14 protein-coding genes are annotated in these 15,515 nt (G+C 58.9%); 6 read left to right on the top strand and 8 right to left on the bottom strand.

The genetic code is table 11. From position 1 onward, the window contains the following. Positions 1–67 precede the first annotated feature (67 nt). From ACEN8E_RS24390 to ACEN8E_RS24375, 4 genes are all read right to left on the bottom strand, one after another. Positions 68–682 carry a DUF1120 domain-containing protein gene (locus tag ACEN8E_RS24390; protein WP_495590184.1) on the bottom strand — a complete coding sequence of 205 codons (615 nt, stop codon included), beginning with the start codon at positions 680–682 and terminating at the stop codon, positions 68–70. 85 nt (positions 683–767) lie between these two features. Further along, positions 768–1,910, bottom strand: a complete 1,143-nt coding sequence (locus ACEN8E_RS24385) for a DUF1120 domain-containing protein (RefSeq protein WP_495590183.1) — start codon at positions 1,908–1,910, stop codon at positions 768–770. A gap of 10 nt (positions 1,911–1,920) precedes the next feature. Then, a complete protein-coding gene (locus ACEN8E_RS24380) occupies positions 1,921–4,404 on the bottom strand; it encodes a fimbria/pilus outer membrane usher protein (RefSeq protein ID WP_495590182.1) in 2,484 nt (827 codons plus the stop codon). 140 nt (positions 4,405–4,544) lie between these two features. Further along, the gene (locus ACEN8E_RS24375) at positions 4,545–5,273 is read right to left on the bottom strand and encodes a fimbria/pilus chaperone family protein (protein ID WP_495590181.1); all 729 of its coding nucleotides are present in this window, start codon (positions 5,271–5,273) and stop codon (positions 4,545–4,547) included. Positions 5,274–5,744: 471 nt separating this feature from the next. Between ACEN8E_RS24375 and ACEN8E_RS24370 the strand changes: the two genes are divergently transcribed. The 4 genes from ACEN8E_RS24370 (at position 5,745) to ACEN8E_RS24355 (ending at position 8,347) form a co-directional block, all read left to right on the top strand. Further along, positions 5,745–6,371, top strand: a complete 627-nt coding sequence (locus ACEN8E_RS24370) for a response regulator (RefSeq protein WP_495590180.1) — start codon at positions 5,745–5,747, stop codon at positions 6,369–6,371. Positions 6,372–6,491: 120 nt separating this feature from the next. Beyond that, positions 6,492–6,962, top strand: coding sequence for a nuclear transport factor 2 family protein (locus ACEN8E_RS24365; protein ID WP_495590179.1), 471 nt, complete (start codon positions 6,492–6,494; stop codon positions 6,960–6,962). 40 nt (positions 6,963–7,002) lie between these two features. Continuing rightward, complete coding sequence (locus tag ACEN8E_RS24360) at positions 7,003–7,323, top strand: GIY-YIG nuclease family protein (protein ID WP_495590178.1); 321 nt, start codon at positions 7,003–7,005, stop codon at positions 7,321–7,323. Positions 7,324–7,411: 88 nt separating this feature from the next. Next, the gene (locus tag ACEN8E_RS24355) at positions 7,412–8,347 is read left to right on the top strand and encodes a glutathione S-transferase family protein (protein ID WP_495590177.1); all 936 of its coding nucleotides are present in this window, start codon (positions 7,412–7,414) and stop codon (positions 8,345–8,347) included. A gap of 16 nt (positions 8,348–8,363) precedes the next feature. On the opposite strand, the gene ACEN8E_RS24350 is transcribed toward ACEN8E_RS24355, so the two are convergent. Both ACEN8E_RS24350 and yejK read right to left on the bottom strand, forming a co-directional pair. Then, positions 8,364–8,714: a glutaredoxin family protein gene (locus tag ACEN8E_RS24350; protein ID WP_495590176.1), complete on the bottom strand. Its 351-nt coding sequence runs from the start codon at positions 8,712–8,714 to the stop codon at positions 8,364–8,366. Then, positions 8,714–9,718: a nucleoid-associated protein YejK gene (yejK, locus tag ACEN8E_RS24345; protein ID WP_495590175.1), complete on the bottom strand. Its 1,005-nt coding sequence runs from the start codon at positions 9,716–9,718 to the stop codon at positions 8,714–8,716. Before yejK ends, ACEN8E_RS24350 begins: the two co-directional genes overlap by 1 nt. 396 nt (positions 9,719–10,114) lie before the next feature. Here yejK and ACEN8E_RS24340 point away from each other — a divergent pair, with 396 nt between their 5' ends. Together ACEN8E_RS24340 and ACEN8E_RS24335 are read left to right on the top strand one after the other, a co-directional pair. Then, complete coding sequence (locus tag ACEN8E_RS24340) at positions 10,115–10,396, top strand: HU family DNA-binding protein (protein ID WP_007905514.1); 282 nt, start codon at positions 10,115–10,117, stop codon at positions 10,394–10,396. Positions 10,397–10,699: 303 nt separating this feature from the next. Beyond that, positions 10,700–11,137 (top strand): DUF3757 domain-containing protein, encoded by a 438-nt coding sequence (locus ACEN8E_RS24335; RefSeq protein ID WP_495590174.1) that lies wholly within the window; start codon positions 10,700–10,702, stop codon positions 11,135–11,137. A gap of 156 nt (positions 11,138–11,293) precedes the next feature. On the opposite strand, the gene rlmF is transcribed toward ACEN8E_RS24335, so the two are convergent. Then, positions 11,294–12,364, bottom strand: coding sequence for a 23S rRNA (adenine(1618)-N(6))-methyltransferase RlmF (gene rlmF, locus ACEN8E_RS24330; RefSeq protein WP_495590173.1), 1,071 nt, complete (start codon positions 12,362–12,364; stop codon positions 11,294–11,296). Between the two features lie 191 nt (positions 12,365–12,555). Then, the gene (locus ACEN8E_RS24325) at positions 12,556–15,402 is read right to left on the bottom strand and encodes a valine--tRNA ligase (RefSeq protein WP_495590172.1); all 2,847 of its coding nucleotides are present in this window, start codon (positions 15,400–15,402) and stop codon (positions 12,556–12,558) included. Between the last annotated feature and the right edge of the window lie 113 nt (positions 15,403–15,515).

Genomic DNA, 15,515 nt, shown 5'->3' with positions numbered 1-15,515 from the left:
TCAGAAGAAGGTACGGGTGCTGAACCGCCCGTTCATACGGACATCGAACGGTTCAGCGCCTTGGTCCTTAGAGGTATTTCACTTCGAACGTCGCGGAGCCATCAATGGTGACTTCGTCGGTCAGGGTCAGCGACTCGGCTTTGGCGATCCAGGTCTCGACGTTAAAATCAAAGGTGACAGCTTGTGCATCAATCGGTGCGGTGCCACCAACAGTGGCAACGGACAAGAGATATCCCGCTTGAGCATCGGCAGCTTTCACCCAGGTTGATCCGCCGTCATTTGATTTGATTGCATCCAGCACAGTTGCCTCGTCTTTGACTTGCATGACTTTGGGGTAAAAGTAGCCCAACTTTTCTTGCTTATCGGTCAGACCCAGGCCAAACCAATCACCAATTGATGTGCCGGCTTTATTGTCAATTGGATTCACTGCAAACTTCGTTTTTGCATCGCAGTTCACAGTCAATTGAAGTGGGTTAGTGCCGATCAGTGTGTTTTTGGTTTGATCAAGGTCTCCTGACGAGGTCTTGCCCAGATCAATGACACCGCCGCCGGAGAAGCTCGGCGTGCAAGCGACTGGCGTGATGAGGCCCTTGACCGTCAGATCAGTGCTCGACGCTGCGAGCGCAAAAGGAGCGGCGCTGATCAGCGCCGTTGTGGTGAGTGCTGCGAAGTACTTTTTCATGGGTGAAACTCCTTGCTACTGTTGTTGACCTTGAATGCCCCGGGGTGCGTGATTGCACCTCGAGTTCAACAAGGCAGGGTGGGTGTTACGGGTAAAGCAATTCGATCGTCGCCGAGCCATCGAGGTGAACGGCGCTGCTCAGGTCCAGGCTCGTGGTGGGAGCAATGACCGCATCGACCGTAACCATGGTCGTGAGGTTCTGGATCGAGGCCGGCCCTGCGGTGCTGGCGGCGCTGTCGGTAAAGCCCAGGTAGCTTTTCCGGGCGATTGGTATGGGGTTCGAACTGGAGCTGCTCCAAGCCACGCCCTGGGTGGTGGAGTCGGTTCGATACACGCGGGTAAAGCTGTCCGCACTGGCATTGGAGGGGTCGACATTCAGTGAGTACAGGCCAATCTTGTTGCTGCGGTTATCCAGACCCAGCCCGTAGTAAATCTCGCTGTTGACCGTCGCGGTGCCGGCGCGGTTGTCATGCATGACCAGGGCAAATTGCGTCGGGGCGTCACAGCCAACCCGCAAGGTCAAATCCTTGGAAGGCAATCGGGTGCCTTTGTCGGGGTTGAGGTCGTTTATCGATAACCGACCGAAATCCACCAGGCCGCCATTGGACAGTTCCACCTTGCACGCGGCGGGCGCGAAACTGGCGCGCAGGGTTATCTCCCTGGAGCGGCCCGTAGCGACTGCGTCGAACAGACCGGTGGTTTCCCAGACAACGGCGTCACGTACCTGCAACGTTTTTTCCGGTGCCCAGGCTGTCAGTTCCAGTTGTGCCGAAAGACTTTGACCTTGCACGGCCACGCCGCCCCGAACCGGAACGATCGCCTGCTGCGGTCGCCAAAGCAGGCTCGAAGCGGCCTCTTCGGGTACCTGGCCGACGGCGGAAATCAGTCCCAGGTCCACCGGTTGACCATCGAGTACGGCGTCACCCAGGCGCACCGCATAGCTGCCGTGTTCGGCAAAGCGAAAGCGCTCGGCGGTCGCAGCCATGGCGCGGTAGAACAGGGTCATGTCAGTGGGGTGTGGGCAGTTCAGGTTCAGACTCAGGTGGCGCTCGCCCAGGGTTCGCTCTGCGGGGGTATTGCCGCGTATTGTCCGATTGATCAAGCCGTAATCGAGCACCGGCTGACTCAGGGTGAGCTGGCATTCATTGGTGAGCGCCCAGGCCTGAGGCGCAAGTCCGCTCAACATCAGCGTGACGAGTGTTAACAGCAAAGGGTGGGGCAGCTTCATAGGGTCATCCTTAAAGAGTCCGGCACTGGGCGGCGGCGGTCTCGTAATACACCTGGGCATTGGCCTTGGCCGGCAGTTCGAAACGCAGCTCGCAGCGCTCCAGCCCCGGTGCGGTTATCCACAGGTCGCGGGTGTCCAGGGCGTTGGGCAGAAACACCAACCCACCTTCTTGAGCGAGCGTGACGAACTCACCGTTTGCAGTGCTTACCGTCGCGCCACGGGGCAGGGGAGCACCGTTGTCGGTGGTGACTTTGAGCAAGGCACGACGGGTCAACGTGACACCGAATTCGACCTTGTCGACGGCCCCGCGCCCGGCGGAAACCACGGCCAGTCCGTTGTTGATATCGAGGTTGCGTGGCAGCGAGCGGGTGTCGACTTCTACCCGGCTGCGACCATAGGCGTTCACGTGAGGAACCACGGCGTGACCTTGCCAATCGGTCCAGACCGGACCGCTGGGGGTCGAGACTTTGATGGCGCTTGCATCACCTACCGAGAGCAGCGCGAAGGTGTCTCGCACGGGGTACGGCGATAGCGTCAAGCCGTCTCCGTGCAGCACAGCGCCGCCGCGTGCGCCAATCTGGTAACTGGAGTGTTCGGCATCGGAGCGGGTGTAGCTCAGGTCCAATTGGCTGTAGCGCGGCAGCAGGGAAACCCCTGCCGAGGACTGCACCTGTTTGTCTCGTGTGTCGTGCTCAACACCGACCCGGTAACTCAGCTGGTCGTTGATCTGTTCGTTCAAGCCGACACCGCTGCGGTATTCGCCAGCGGAACTGCGTACCCAAGTGCGCGCCCGACGGCTTTCACCCAGTGGAATACTGAAACTCAGGTAAACGCTGTCGTCGCTGCGTTGGGTGCCGCTGACTTGCCATTGCGCCGTGGCCGACACCGACACATCGCCGATCCGGGTGCCCCAGGACGCCAGGGCGCGGCTGCTGTTCTGGCCGTCGAATGTCGTTGAGCGATTGAAGCCGCTGCTGAACGCGCCAAGCCCTGGGTGTGACCAGGCCAGCGACAGGCTCTGCTGATCGCGGTAGCGCGACTGGCCGCGCTCCGCTTGAGTATCGAACACGGCCTCCGACAGTTCGCGATAGCCGAAGGTCCGGTACGCAGTTCCGGCATTGATCGACCACTGTTCACTCAATCGTTGTGAAATGTTCAGGTCGGCCTGAAGCCCTCTGTCGGCTTGGTGGGTGCTGGTGTCGGTCGCTTGCAGGGTGGTCTGGATCTGTGTGTCGGGCCCTGGCAACACACTCAGGCCTGCGCCCGCGCCACGGTAGTCGGCGGCGCCCGTGGCGCCGGTGCTGAGCAGGACATTCGGCTTGAGTGCACCGCTCCAGCCACCGCTGATCACCCAGGGCTCGCCGCTCTGTGCCGCGCCGAGACTACGTACCTGGCCAGCGGCCAACGAAAAGCCGGGAGCCGGCAGACCAACGCCGAGCATGGCGACGGGGACCGTGAAGCGTTGCTCGCTGCCATCCGCCTCCTTTACGGTGACTTCAACATCGGAGCGACTGTCGAGCCGGCGTACGTTGCCAAGGGAAAACGGTCCTGCCGGCACCACTGTCGAGTGGATCAGCGAACCGTTCTGGCGAATTTCAACCTGAGCCTGGCTATGTGCGATCCCTTCGATCGGATTGCTTTGGCCTTCGACCTGGAGCGCCTGCTCGGTCATGACCTGCACACCGGTGATCTGCGCGCCAGCCAGTACCGGGTTGTAGAGATTGATCTGACCCGCCTGGAGCACCGTCTCATGGCTGGCAAAGGTGCGCTGGGCGTAAGCCGCCAGGTGAGTGGTGCTGGATACATCGTTCTGCCAGGTTTGTACCTGACGACTGCGCACAATCCAGTCGCCGGCATTGAAACCGACTTCGGTGTTGGCGGAGAGGTAGCGGTTCGATTGACTGCCGTATTGGCTGTGAAGGCTATTGACGTCGTAGTTGAGCAAGCCGGCGATACCTCCGGTCTGGTAACCAGAGATATCCCGGACCGCAGGACGTATCGCCTGGGTGGGCACTATCAATGACAGGCCGAGGTTGGCCGGGTCCTGTTTGATTTCGGCTTGCGGCCAGGTGGCGAGTAAATCGAAACAGCCTTTGCCGTTGGCCGGAGTTGGGGGCACGCTCAGGTTTGCCGCGTCAAGCAGGGTGCGGTCAGCGCACAAGTTGCCTTCCTGGTCGAACGTGACGTCCACCCTGCCACGACGCAGGCCATTGACTGTGAGGGTGATCGGATGTCGGCCAGCGGTGAAGCTCGGAGCTGCCAGCAGCAGGGTTGCGAGATTGGGGTCGATACCGCGTTGGCTCAGCATGTTCTGGTCAAACGAAGTCAGCAGCGAAGCAGCATTGAGGTCTTCAGCATTGGCTTCGAGGCCTATCAGCACGTTGCTCAGCAGCAACACCATGCCGGTCCGGACTCGCGACAGGTGTGGGGGCATGCTGGCCGGCCGAATCGCAGGCATGGCTTCGCCATCACGGTATTTCAATACGGTGTTCATGAGGTTCACTTGGGTTATGCCTGGCCGCCGGCTTGATCCGCCACGGCTTGCGTCACGCATTTGGCGACGGCAAAACAGGCCGTCAAATTGAAATGTCGATGCCTGCTTTTCCCTGCACGGCGCTATCGTTAGTGTCGGTTCTAGGGGGTGAGTTGCGCGTCATAGGGCGGCACGGCAAAGCCATAGACGGTCGCGGGATGAATTCGAACCTGGGAGGCAGCCTTTATGGGGACAGGGACGCTGATGCGATCACCGGGCAGCACGTAGGTTCGCGGCAGCGTGGCGCCGCTCCCGGAAGGCAGCAGTTGTACTTCCTGAGCCAGGCGTACGACATAGGGTGTTTCATTGCGTACGCTCAGTTGACCATCCTGCAGCGACCATTTCAGGTCGGTCCATGGTGTGCGGTTCGGCGCCAGGCCTGCGGGGTGAAGGATGACAGGCAAATTCTGGCGCACCGTCACACCCACACGGGCATGCCCGGCCGCGGGAGCAGATTTGCCTTGGGGGATGCCTTCAAAAATCACCCGCTTCAAACGCTGGGTGAGCAGGGGCTTTTCTGATTGCAGGATAAAGCGCACCAGCTGTGTCCCGGAGGTTTCAACACGTGCCAAGGGGGGCGTCACGAACACCAATGGCTCGGTGTCTTCGGGAATGTCTTCAATGGTGACGTGTAGCAGTGCCAGGTTGGCGTCTGTGTTGGTCACGGATACAGCGGTTTCCCCGTTGGCTTCATTGACGATGACCACGGACGTATCGGGCACCATGCCGTCGGCTTGGACCTGTGTGGCCAAAAACAGAGCGCATGCACCGATAACCGTAGGGGGCAATCGGCGCCCCTGTTTCAATAATATTGTCTTGATGTCTCTCATGGAAATTCCCGGATAAAAGACCGTTGGAGTGGCTCGCGATACAGGCAACGCAAGGATTCCGTGAGCAGGAATGCAGTGCGCAGGGGCATCGGTGTCGTGTTCATGTATTCGATAGTCAGGCACTGAGCGAGCGCAGCTCTGTACGGATACGACGGACTGTTTGGCAGGCCACAACTTAGCGAGCAGGTAAGGCGGGAGGAATGCAACTAATACGAAAAGAGAGAGGGCGTGTATGAAAGAGTGTTGCGGACTACATAGGTTTTCTAACGGGGGAGTCCTTTGGTTGTAGTCCTCCGGCGTAGTCTTTATCGCACTGCAATGTAGGGATTATCTATTTGTCAGATGGGCAAAGAGTTAGCCCATTGAATACATTGAGGATGCGACGTAAGAGGCTGTTTCGGGGCGTTGTGGAAGGGGTAAGAACGGCGCTATTTTCCGCGCCTTAGCGCCACAAGCAGGAGGTATCCCACAATGCGAGTCATTATTGCTGACGACCATTCCGTCGTTCGTGTCGGGCTGCGCATACTCGTCAACGCCAGTCGGCGATGCGTGATCGTCGGCGAGGCCGACAGTGCCGACAGCCTGATGAATCTGCTTTCAAGCACGTCCTGCGACCTGTTGATCACTGACTTCTCCATGCCGGGAGGGCAGCAGGCCGATGGTTTGACAATGTTGAGTACGATTCAACGCCATCATCCGGCGTTGCCGATCATTCTGGTGACGATGTTTACCAGTGTGGCGACGGCGAGGGCTGCGCTGGCTAAAGGGGTGATGGCTATCGTGGCCAAAACCGCATCAGCGACTGAGCTGCCCCTGGCAATCAATGCGGTGCGGGAAGGGCGCCACTACCTCAGCGAGTCCCTGCACATGCTGTTGGCCAATACCCGCGATCAGTTGCACGAATCGCCACTGTCAGCCAAGGAACACGAAGTGGTTCGAATGCTCGCCAGTGGCATGACCGTCAGCGAAATCGCCATTCAATTCAACCGAAGCGTGTCGACCATCAGCAAACAAAAGAGCATGGCCATGCACCGGCTGGGTATTTCCACGGACGTCGATCTTTTTTCCTACGCCCGGGACAGCGGAATGTCGCACTGAAATGACGTGAATAGTCATCGCGTTATTTTCGTCATGAATGGCGATAGTGTTCGATACGTTTGCAGACTATCGTGCAGGCAATCTTTCGAAGCCACTATGCCTATCCAGGGGAGCCCGCAAATGAGCGAAGCCCATAGCACCTTGATCACCCGTTTCTACCAGGCGTTCCAGCGCCTGGATCCCGAAGCCATGGCCGCTTGCTACACCGATGATGTGGTGTTCAGTGACCCTGCGTTCGGCGAGCTTCGTGGTCGCGATGCCGGTGACATGTGGCGCATGCTGACCACTCGGGCCAAGGACTTTTCCCTGACCTTCGATCAAGTTCGCGCCGACGAGCGCAGCGGTAGTGCCCATTGGGTCGCGACCTATCTGTTCAGCCAGACCGGCAATATCGTGGTCAACGATATACAGGCGCGCTTTGTCTTCCGTGACGGCAAGATTTGCGAGCACCACGACAGTTTCGATCTGTGGGCCTGGTCGCGTCAGGCCCTGGGTTTCAAGGGCTTGCTGCTGGGCTGGACGCCGCTGGTTAGAACCGCTGTCCGCACGCAGGCATTGAAGGGCCTGAAGGCATTCCAGGCCAGTCGCTGATAAGATCGCAGCTTGTTTTCCTGCAAACCCTGAATGCTACGTGATCACCCTCAGCGAAAGCCCTGTCGACGCCGAAACCCCCGCGAACAAAACCTGGTTCGTCTACCTCGTTCGCGCGGCCAACGGTTCGCTCTATTGCGGGATCAGCGATGATCCCGTGCGCCGCTTCGCCAAGCATCAAAGCGGCAAGGGCGCACGATTCTTTCTTTCCAGCCCTGCCATGGCCCTGGTCTACACCGAACGCTGTCGCGACAAAAGCGATGCGTTGCGTCAGGAACGGCTGATCAAAAAGCTCAAGAAGAGCGCAAAGGAATGCCTGGTGGCGAGCGTAGCGAGCGCCGCCCCTGACTTATCACTCTGACTGATCGGTTCCCATCAGGTGGATCTGTAGGCTGCCAGGTGATTGCGCGCTAAGCTGCGAATTCATGATCCCTGCGGCGGAGCCGAGCATGTCCGAGTTGATTCTGCATCATTACCCGACGTCCCCCTTTGCCGAGAAGGCCCGCCTGCTGCTGGGCTTCAAGGGCTTGTCCTGGCGTTCGGTGAATATCTCGCCAGTGATGCCCAAGCCGGATCTCACGGCGTTGACCGGTGGCTACCGCAAGACCCCTGTGTTACAGGTCGGTGCGGATATTTATTGCGATACGGCATTGATTGCCCGGCGACTGGAGCAGGAAAAAACCTTGCCGGCATTTTTTCCGGAAGGTCAGGAAATGATCACCGCGACGTTTGCAGCCTGGGCCGACTCTGTGGTGTTCCAGCACGCGGTCAGCCTGGTGTTCCAGCCGGAATCGATAACGGTGCGCTTTGGCAATTTGTCGCCGGAAGCGATCAAGGCGTTTATATCCGATCGCGCCGGGTTGTTCAGTGGTGGGAGTGCGACCAAATTGGCCGTCGAGCAGGCCAAACATCAGTGGCCAACAATCATGTCGCGGCTGGAGTTACAGTTGCAGCGCGAAGAGGGTGATTTCCTGTTCGGTGAGCCGTCGATTGCCGACTTTGCCCTGGCTCATTGCCTCTGGTTTCTCAAGGCCACGCCGGTCACTGCGCCGCTGGTCGATGCGTATCCGGCGGTCAGTGCGTGGCATGCGCGAGTGCTGGGCTTCGGTCACGGTGCATCCAGCGAGATGACGTCCGAGGAGGCTCTGGCAGTGGCGCGTGCGTCCACGCCAGCTGCATTGCCGGATGAGCAGTTCGTCGATCCCAATGGGTTCACGGCGGGTCAACAGGTGGTCATCGCGGCCACGGACTACGGCGTTGATCCGGTGGCGGGGGAACTACTGTTTGCCGGCCGCGAAGAGCTGATTGTACGGCGCGAGGACGAGCGTGGCGGTGTGGTGCATGTGCACTTCCCGCGGCTTGGTTTCCGGATCGAAGCTGTCTGATGATCCTTTGTAGGGGTTACTTCAAGGCAGCAAGGATCGCATCCGGGTCATACCCGCGAATCAGTGTTCCGTTCACATCGATAATTGGAATGCCGCCACCGCCCAGCGCCTGATAGTCCTTGCGCGCGACGGCGTCTTTCTCGATATCGAATGCCTTGTACGGAATGCCTTTCTGATCGAGAAAACGCCGGGTCAGCTTGCAGTAACCACACCATTCGGTGGCGTAGAGCACGACGTTGGCCTGCGCTTGCGTCTGTGCGGGCACGACTTGCGAAGGGTTGAAGACCCGCTCGATCTTGCCCCAGTTCTGGTAAGCCACGACCACCAGCAGGATCAGCAGGAATTTTTTCAGTACGCCGCCGAGCATCAGTTGCGACGCTTCAGCTGATCGGTGAGCGAAGTGGGCAGGCCCTTGATGATCAGCGTACCGGCTTCTTCGTCGTACTCGATCTTCGAGCCCAACAGGTGTGCTTCGAAACTGATCGACAGGCCCTCGGCGCGTCCGGTGAATCGGCGGAACTGGTTCAGAGTGCGTTTATCGGCCGGGATTTCCGGCGAGAGGCCGTAATCCTTGTTGCGGATGTGATCGTAGAAGGCCTTGGGGCGTTCTTCGTCGATCAGCCCCGACAGCTCTTCCAGGCCCATTGGCTCTCCGAGCTTGGCCTGGCTGCTGGCGTAATCCACCAGGGTCTTGGTCTTCTCGCGGGCGTCGTCTTCCGGCAGGTCTTCGCTTTCGACGAAATCACTGAAGGCCTTGAGCAGGGTGCGGGTTTCACCGGGGCCGTCGACGCCTTCCTGACAGCCAATGAAGTCACGGAAATACTCTGAAACCTTTTTGCCGTTCTTGCCTTTGATAAACGAAATGTACTGCTTGGACTGTTTATTGTTCTGCCATTCGGAAACGTTGATCCGCGCCGCCAGGTGCAATTGGCCCAGGTCCAGGTGACGGGACGGGGTCACGTCCAGTTCATCGGTCACCGCCACACCTTCGCTGTGGTGCAGCAGGGCGATGGCCAGGTAGTCGGTCATGCCTTGCTGATAGTGTGCGAACAGCACGTGGCCGCCGACTGACAGGTTCGACTCTTCCATCAGTTTTTGCAGATGCTCGACCGCTACGCGGCTGAACGCAGTGAAATCCTGACCGCCATCGAGGTATTCCTTCAGCCAGCCGCTGAACGGGAACGCGCCGGATTCCGGGTGGAACAGGCCCCAGGCTTTACCCTGTTTGGCGTTATAGCTTTCATTGAGGTCGGCGAGCATGTTCTCGATGGCCACGGACTCGGTCAGTTCAGAGTCACGGGCGTGGAGAACTGCGGGTGTGCCGTCGGGTTTTTTGTCGATCAGGTGGACGATGCAATGACGGATCGGCATGGGCTTCTCGGCTGAATGAAGAGAGGAGGGCGTGCTCCCCCGAAAAAGCGCTCAGTGTACCGCAACCGCTGGTTTTGGCGCGGTGCGAAGGGCAAATGCCGGGCGACCGACGGCGCTTATGCGTTTTTTTCCTGTTTTAGCGCAATAAAGCTGACCAAATGGGTAGCTAGAGGCGGATATTTCCACGCCTGTGTGCTAGCTTTGCCCGGTCTTGCGCGAAGTCACTGCGTTAAGCGTGCAGTCAGCATTTGTCAGGTCGAACCAAACCCTGATTTCGGTATCTATAACCCCGATCCCGAGGTTATTTGGCCGAGGGTGCCAGATCCAGAAGATCGGGCTCGATGGCTGACATTGCACTCTGCAATCCATATGAATTTGATAGGGAAGGAACACTAAATGGCTCTTACTAAAGACCAACTGATCGCCGACATCGCTGAAGCTATCGACGCGCCGAAAACCACCGCGCGTAACGCTCTGGACCAACTGGGCCAAATCGTTGCCGATCAGCTGGAAAACGGCGGCGAAATCACTCTGCCAGGTATCGGCAAGCTGAAAGTGACTGAGCGCCCTGCCCGTACTGGCCGTAACCCTTCGACTGGCGCTGCCATCGAAATCGCTGCCAAGAAAGTGATCAAGCTGGTTGTGGCCAAAGGCCTGACCGACGCTGTCAACAAGTAAGACTTGTTAAAAAAAACCGTGCACCGGAGCGATCCGGGCACGGTTTTTTTGTGCGCGTTGTAACGGTTTTCGCAAGGTAAATTGTTGGAATAACCCATTTGTTTCAAAGTAGTCGTTACCCGCGCGCCTGACAGGGATAGCCGTTGGTGCGGAATAATACTTTTCTCTCTGTATATAACGAACGCTCCTACAGAACTGATAGTTGAGTGTGCGCCTTGGGTCGGTAGTATCAATAAGGCGCAGCGCTTGGCATTGCGTAAAAGCCAAAACCAAATTTCAGTTGCTTGTTACAGGGACGTTTTCATGAAAGTTAAACTGTTGTCGATGTGCGTATCGTTTCTGGTGTCCGGCCAGGTATTGGCAAGTGTTACCGAGTACTGCCCAAGCCCTTCTGACATCAAGGAGCTGGCGACTGGTACCTATAAAGCCCCGACGGCAAGTGGAGACGGGGAATGGTACGGTGTTTCGCAAACCGGGCGTGGTCCGGCAGGTCAGTTCGAGCTGGCTATATTCGCACCTCGCATGGCGGCCAAAGGCGGCGCTGTTGCCGGTGAAATACTGCGTTGTGGTTACAAGCTGCAACATGGAGGCGAGCTGGATATGAGATACAAACGAGAAGGAACTATCGTAACGATTGACACTAATGGGCCATGGGGAGAATGGCTTGGTCAGTATTACTGCGATAGCAAGGAAGCGCGTGCCTGTGCTTTCAAAGAGATTGTTCGTGCAACAAAGCGCTGAAGCGGAGATGTCTGAACTTTCCTGTTCTTGAAGTTACCCGCAAAGGCCAGGCACTTTGTGATTACAGATCCGAGTGTCAATGTTAGCCGTTAAGGCTTGTTAAAAAAGCCGTGTACAGGAGTCATCCCGGCACGGCTTTTTTGTGCGTTTGACTTCTTACTCGGTTGCAGGCTTCGACCATCGTGCCTGACGCCAGGCCTGTTGCTGTGCTTTGGTCTGGAAGGTCCAGGCGACGAAGCGGCTCTGCTTCTGTCCCTGACCCATTTCCACCACCTGACTGTCCAGCGCGCCGGCCTTGTTCAGAGCGGTCTGGATCACCGGCAGGTTCGACGCCTTCGACACCAGCGTGCTGAACCACAACACCTGCTGCCCGACTTGCACACTCTCGCTGATCAGTTGCGTGACGAAACGCACTTCCCCGCCCTCACACCACAATTCCGCCGCTTGGCCGCCAAAGTTCAGCACCGGCAGCTTGCGTTTCGGATCGGCCTTGCCCAGGGCTCGCCATTTGCGCGTGCTGCCCCGCGTGGCCTCGTCCAGCGAGGCGTGGAATGGCGGGTTGCACATGGTCAGGTCGAATCGCTCTGCGCTCTCCAGCAGGCCTGTGAGGATCTGCTTGGGGTTGCTCTGCTGGCGTACCTGGATCGCTTTGTTCAGGCCGTTGGACTGAATGATCGCCTTCGCCGCGGCAATAGCGGTTGCATCGATATCGGAACCAAGGAACTGCCAGCGATAGTCGCTGTAGCCGATCAGCGGATACACGCAGTTGGCACCCATGCCGATATCCAGCACCTTCACGGCGGCGCCACGAGGGATCGCGCCGTCATTGCCACTGGCCAGCAGGTCGGCGAGGAAGTGCACGTAATCGGCACGGCCTGGCACCGGGGGGCACAGGTAGTCGGCCGGAATATCCCAGTGAGCGATGCCATAGAACGACTTGAGCAACGCCCGGTTGAACACCCGCACGGCTTCCGGACTGGCGAAGTCGATGCTTTCCTTGCCATACGGGTTGATGATCACGAACTTCTTCAGTTCCGGGGAGCTTTTGATCAGCGCCGGAAAGTCGTAGCGACCCTGATGGCGATTGCGCGGGTGCAGGCTGGCCTTTTCCTTCGGGGCGACGGCCGTTGCCGGGGTCTTCGGGGCAGGCTTTTTGCGCGCTGGCTTGGGGGGCGGGGGGCGGTCATGGCAGAGGTCGATTCGGGTATGGCTGAAAGTGGCGGGCATTGTCCCACATCTGTGGTGCAACACCGATCAAATGTGGGAGCGAGCCTGCTCGCGATAGCGGTGGGTCAGTGAATGGCGATGGCGACTGGCATACCGCAATCGCGAGCAGGCTCACTCCTACAGGGGATGTTGGAGTTCTGGAATAAAAAAGGGAGGCCGCATGGGCCTCCCTCTTTCAGTGCGATTTGCCCTTACAAGCTGGCAATCCGCGCATGCTGCTCGGCCAGCTTGCCCAGGGCCTGTTCGGCCTCGGCCAGTTTGGCGCGTTCCTTGTCGATGACTTCGGCCGGGGCCTTGTCAACGAACCCGGCGTTGGACAGCTTGCCACCGACACGTTGCACTTCACCTTGCAGACGCTGGATTTCCTTGTCCAGACGCGCCAGTTCCGCACCTTTGTCGATCAAGCCAGCCATCGGCACCAGCACTTCCATCTCGCCGACCAGTGCGGTGGCGGACAGCGGTGCTTCTTCGCCAGCCGCCAGCACGGTGATCGATTCCAGGCGCGCCAGCTTCTTCAGCAGGGCTTCATTCTCGGTCAGGCGACGCTGATCTTCGGCGCTGACGTTCTTCAGGAACAACGGCAGCGGTTTGCCCGGGCCGATGTTCATTTCGCCACGGATGTTACGGGTGCCGAGCATCAGGCCCTTGAGCCATTCGATGTCATCTTCGGCGGCCTGATCGATGCGTGCTTCGTTGGCCACAGGCCAAGGTTGCAGCATGATCGTCTTGCCTTCGATACCGGCCAGCGGCGCGATGCGCTGCCAGATTTCTTCGGTGATGAACGGCATGAACGGGTGCGCCAGACGCAGGGCGACTTCCAGTACGCGCACCAGGGTGCGACGGGTGCCGCGCTGGCGTTCGACCGGTGCGTTTTCGTCCCACAGCACAGGCTTGGACAGCTCCAGGTACCAGTCGCAATACTGGTTCCAGATGAACTCGTACAAGGCTTGCGCAGCCAGGTCGAAACGGAACTGGTCGAGCTGGCGGGTCACTTCGGCTTCGGTGCGTTGTAGTTGCGAAATGATCCAGCGATCAGCCAGGGACAGCTCGTAGGCTTCGCCGTTCTGGCCGCAGTCTTCGCCCTTGTCCAGCACGTAGCGCGCCGCGTTCCAGATCTTGTTGCAGAAGTTGCGATAGCCTTCGACGCGGCCCATGTCGAACTTGATGTCACGACCGGTGGACGCCAGCGAACAGAAGGTGAAGCGCAGGGCGTCGGTGCCGTAGCTGGCGATGCCTTCGGCGAACTCGTCGCGGGTCTGCTTCTCGATCTTCTTCGCCAGTTTCGGCTGCATCAGGCCGGAAGTACGCTTCTGTACCAGCTCTTCCAGCTCGATGCCGTCGATGATGTCCAGCGGGTCCAGGACGTTGCCCTTGGACTTGGACATCTTCTGGCCCTGGCCGTCACGCACCAGACCATGCACGTACACCGTCTTGAATGGAACCTGCGGCGTGCCATCTTCGTTTTTCACCAAATGCATGGTGAGCATGATCATCCGGGCAACCCAGAAGAAAATGATGTCGAAGCCGGTCACCAGTACGTCGGTGGAGTGGAATTTCTTCAGGAATTCGGTTTTTTCCGGCCAGCCGAGGGTGGAGAACGTCCACAGGCCCGAGCTGAACCAGGTGTCGAGAACGTCGTTGTCCTGCTGCAGCGCGATGTCCGGGCCGATGTTGTGCTTGGCCCGCACTTCGGCTTCGTCGCGACCGACGTAGACCTTGCCCGACTCGTCGTACCAGGCCGGAATCCGGTGGCCCCACCACAGCTGACGGCTGATGCACCAATCCTGGATGTCGCGCATCCACGAGAAGTACATGTTTTCGTACTGTTTTGGCACGAACTGGATACGGCCGTCTTCAACGGCTGCAATCGCAGGCTCGGCCAAAGGCTTGGTGGACACGTACCACTGGTCGGTCAGCCATGGCTCGATGACGGTGCCGGAACGGTCGCCTTTCGGTACTTTCAGGGCGTGATCGTCAACGCTGACCAGCAGGCCGGCGGCGTCGAACGCGGCCACGATCTGCTTGCGGGCTTCGAAGCGGTCGAGACCGGCGTATTCGGCCGGGATCTTGCCGTCGATGGTGTCGTTCAGCGTGCCGTCGAGGTTGAACACCTGGCAAGCCGGCAGGATCGTTGCGTTCTTGTCGAAGATGTTCAGCAGCGGCAGGTTGTGACGCTTGCCGACTTCGTAGTCGTTGAAGTCGTGGGCCGGGGTGATTTTCACGCAGCCGGTGCCGAATTCAGGATCGCAGTAATCGTCGGCAATGATCGGGATGCGGCGGCCGACCAGCGGCAGCTCGACAAATTTGCCGATCAGGGCTTTGTAGCGATCATCGTTCGGGTTAACGGCCACGGCGGAGTCGCCGAGCATGGTTTCCGGGCGAGTGGTCGCGACGATCAGGAAATCGTTGCCTTCAGCGGTCTTGGCGCCGTCGGCCAGCGGGTATTTCAGGTTCCACAGGAAACCTTTTTCGTCGTGGTTTTCCACTTCGAGGTCGGAAATCGCCGTGTGCAGCTTGGTGTCCCAGTTCACCAGGCGCTTGCCGCGGTAGATCAGGCCGTCTTCGTGCAAACGGACGAAGGCTTCCTTGACGGCTTCCGAGAGGCCGTCGTCCATGGTGAAGCGCTCGCGGCTCCAGTCAACGGACGAGCCGAGGCGACGGATCTGACGGCTGATGTTGCCGCCGGATTCATCCTTCCACTCCCAGACTTTCTCGAGGAATTTCTCGCGACCCAGGTCGTGGCGGCTCTGGCCCTTGGCTTCGAGCTGACGCTCCACCAGCATCTGCGTGGCGATACCGGCGTGGTCGGTGCCCGGTTGCCACAGGGTGTTGCGACCCTGCATGCGGCGGAAACGGATCAGGGCGTCCATGATCGCGTTGTTGAAGCCATGCCCCATGTGCAGGCTGCCGGTGACGTTCGGCGGCGGGATCATGATGGTGTAGGACTCGCCCGCGCCTTGCGGGGCGAAGTAATTCTCTGACTCCCAGGTGTTGTACCAGGAAGTTTCAATGGCGTGCGGCTGGTAGGTCTTATCCATGCGCGGCGGGACCCTATTGGCATTTATTCAGGAAAAGCCGGGAAGTATAGCGGGGATGAGCGTTTGCGCGTAGAGCGAGGTGACAATGGGCAGGGGAAAAGTTGTGATGGGTG

It is taken from the genome of Pseudomonas sp. Pseusp9 (assembly GCF_059491265.1).
This window is presented reverse-complemented; position numbering and strand designations above follow the sequence as displayed.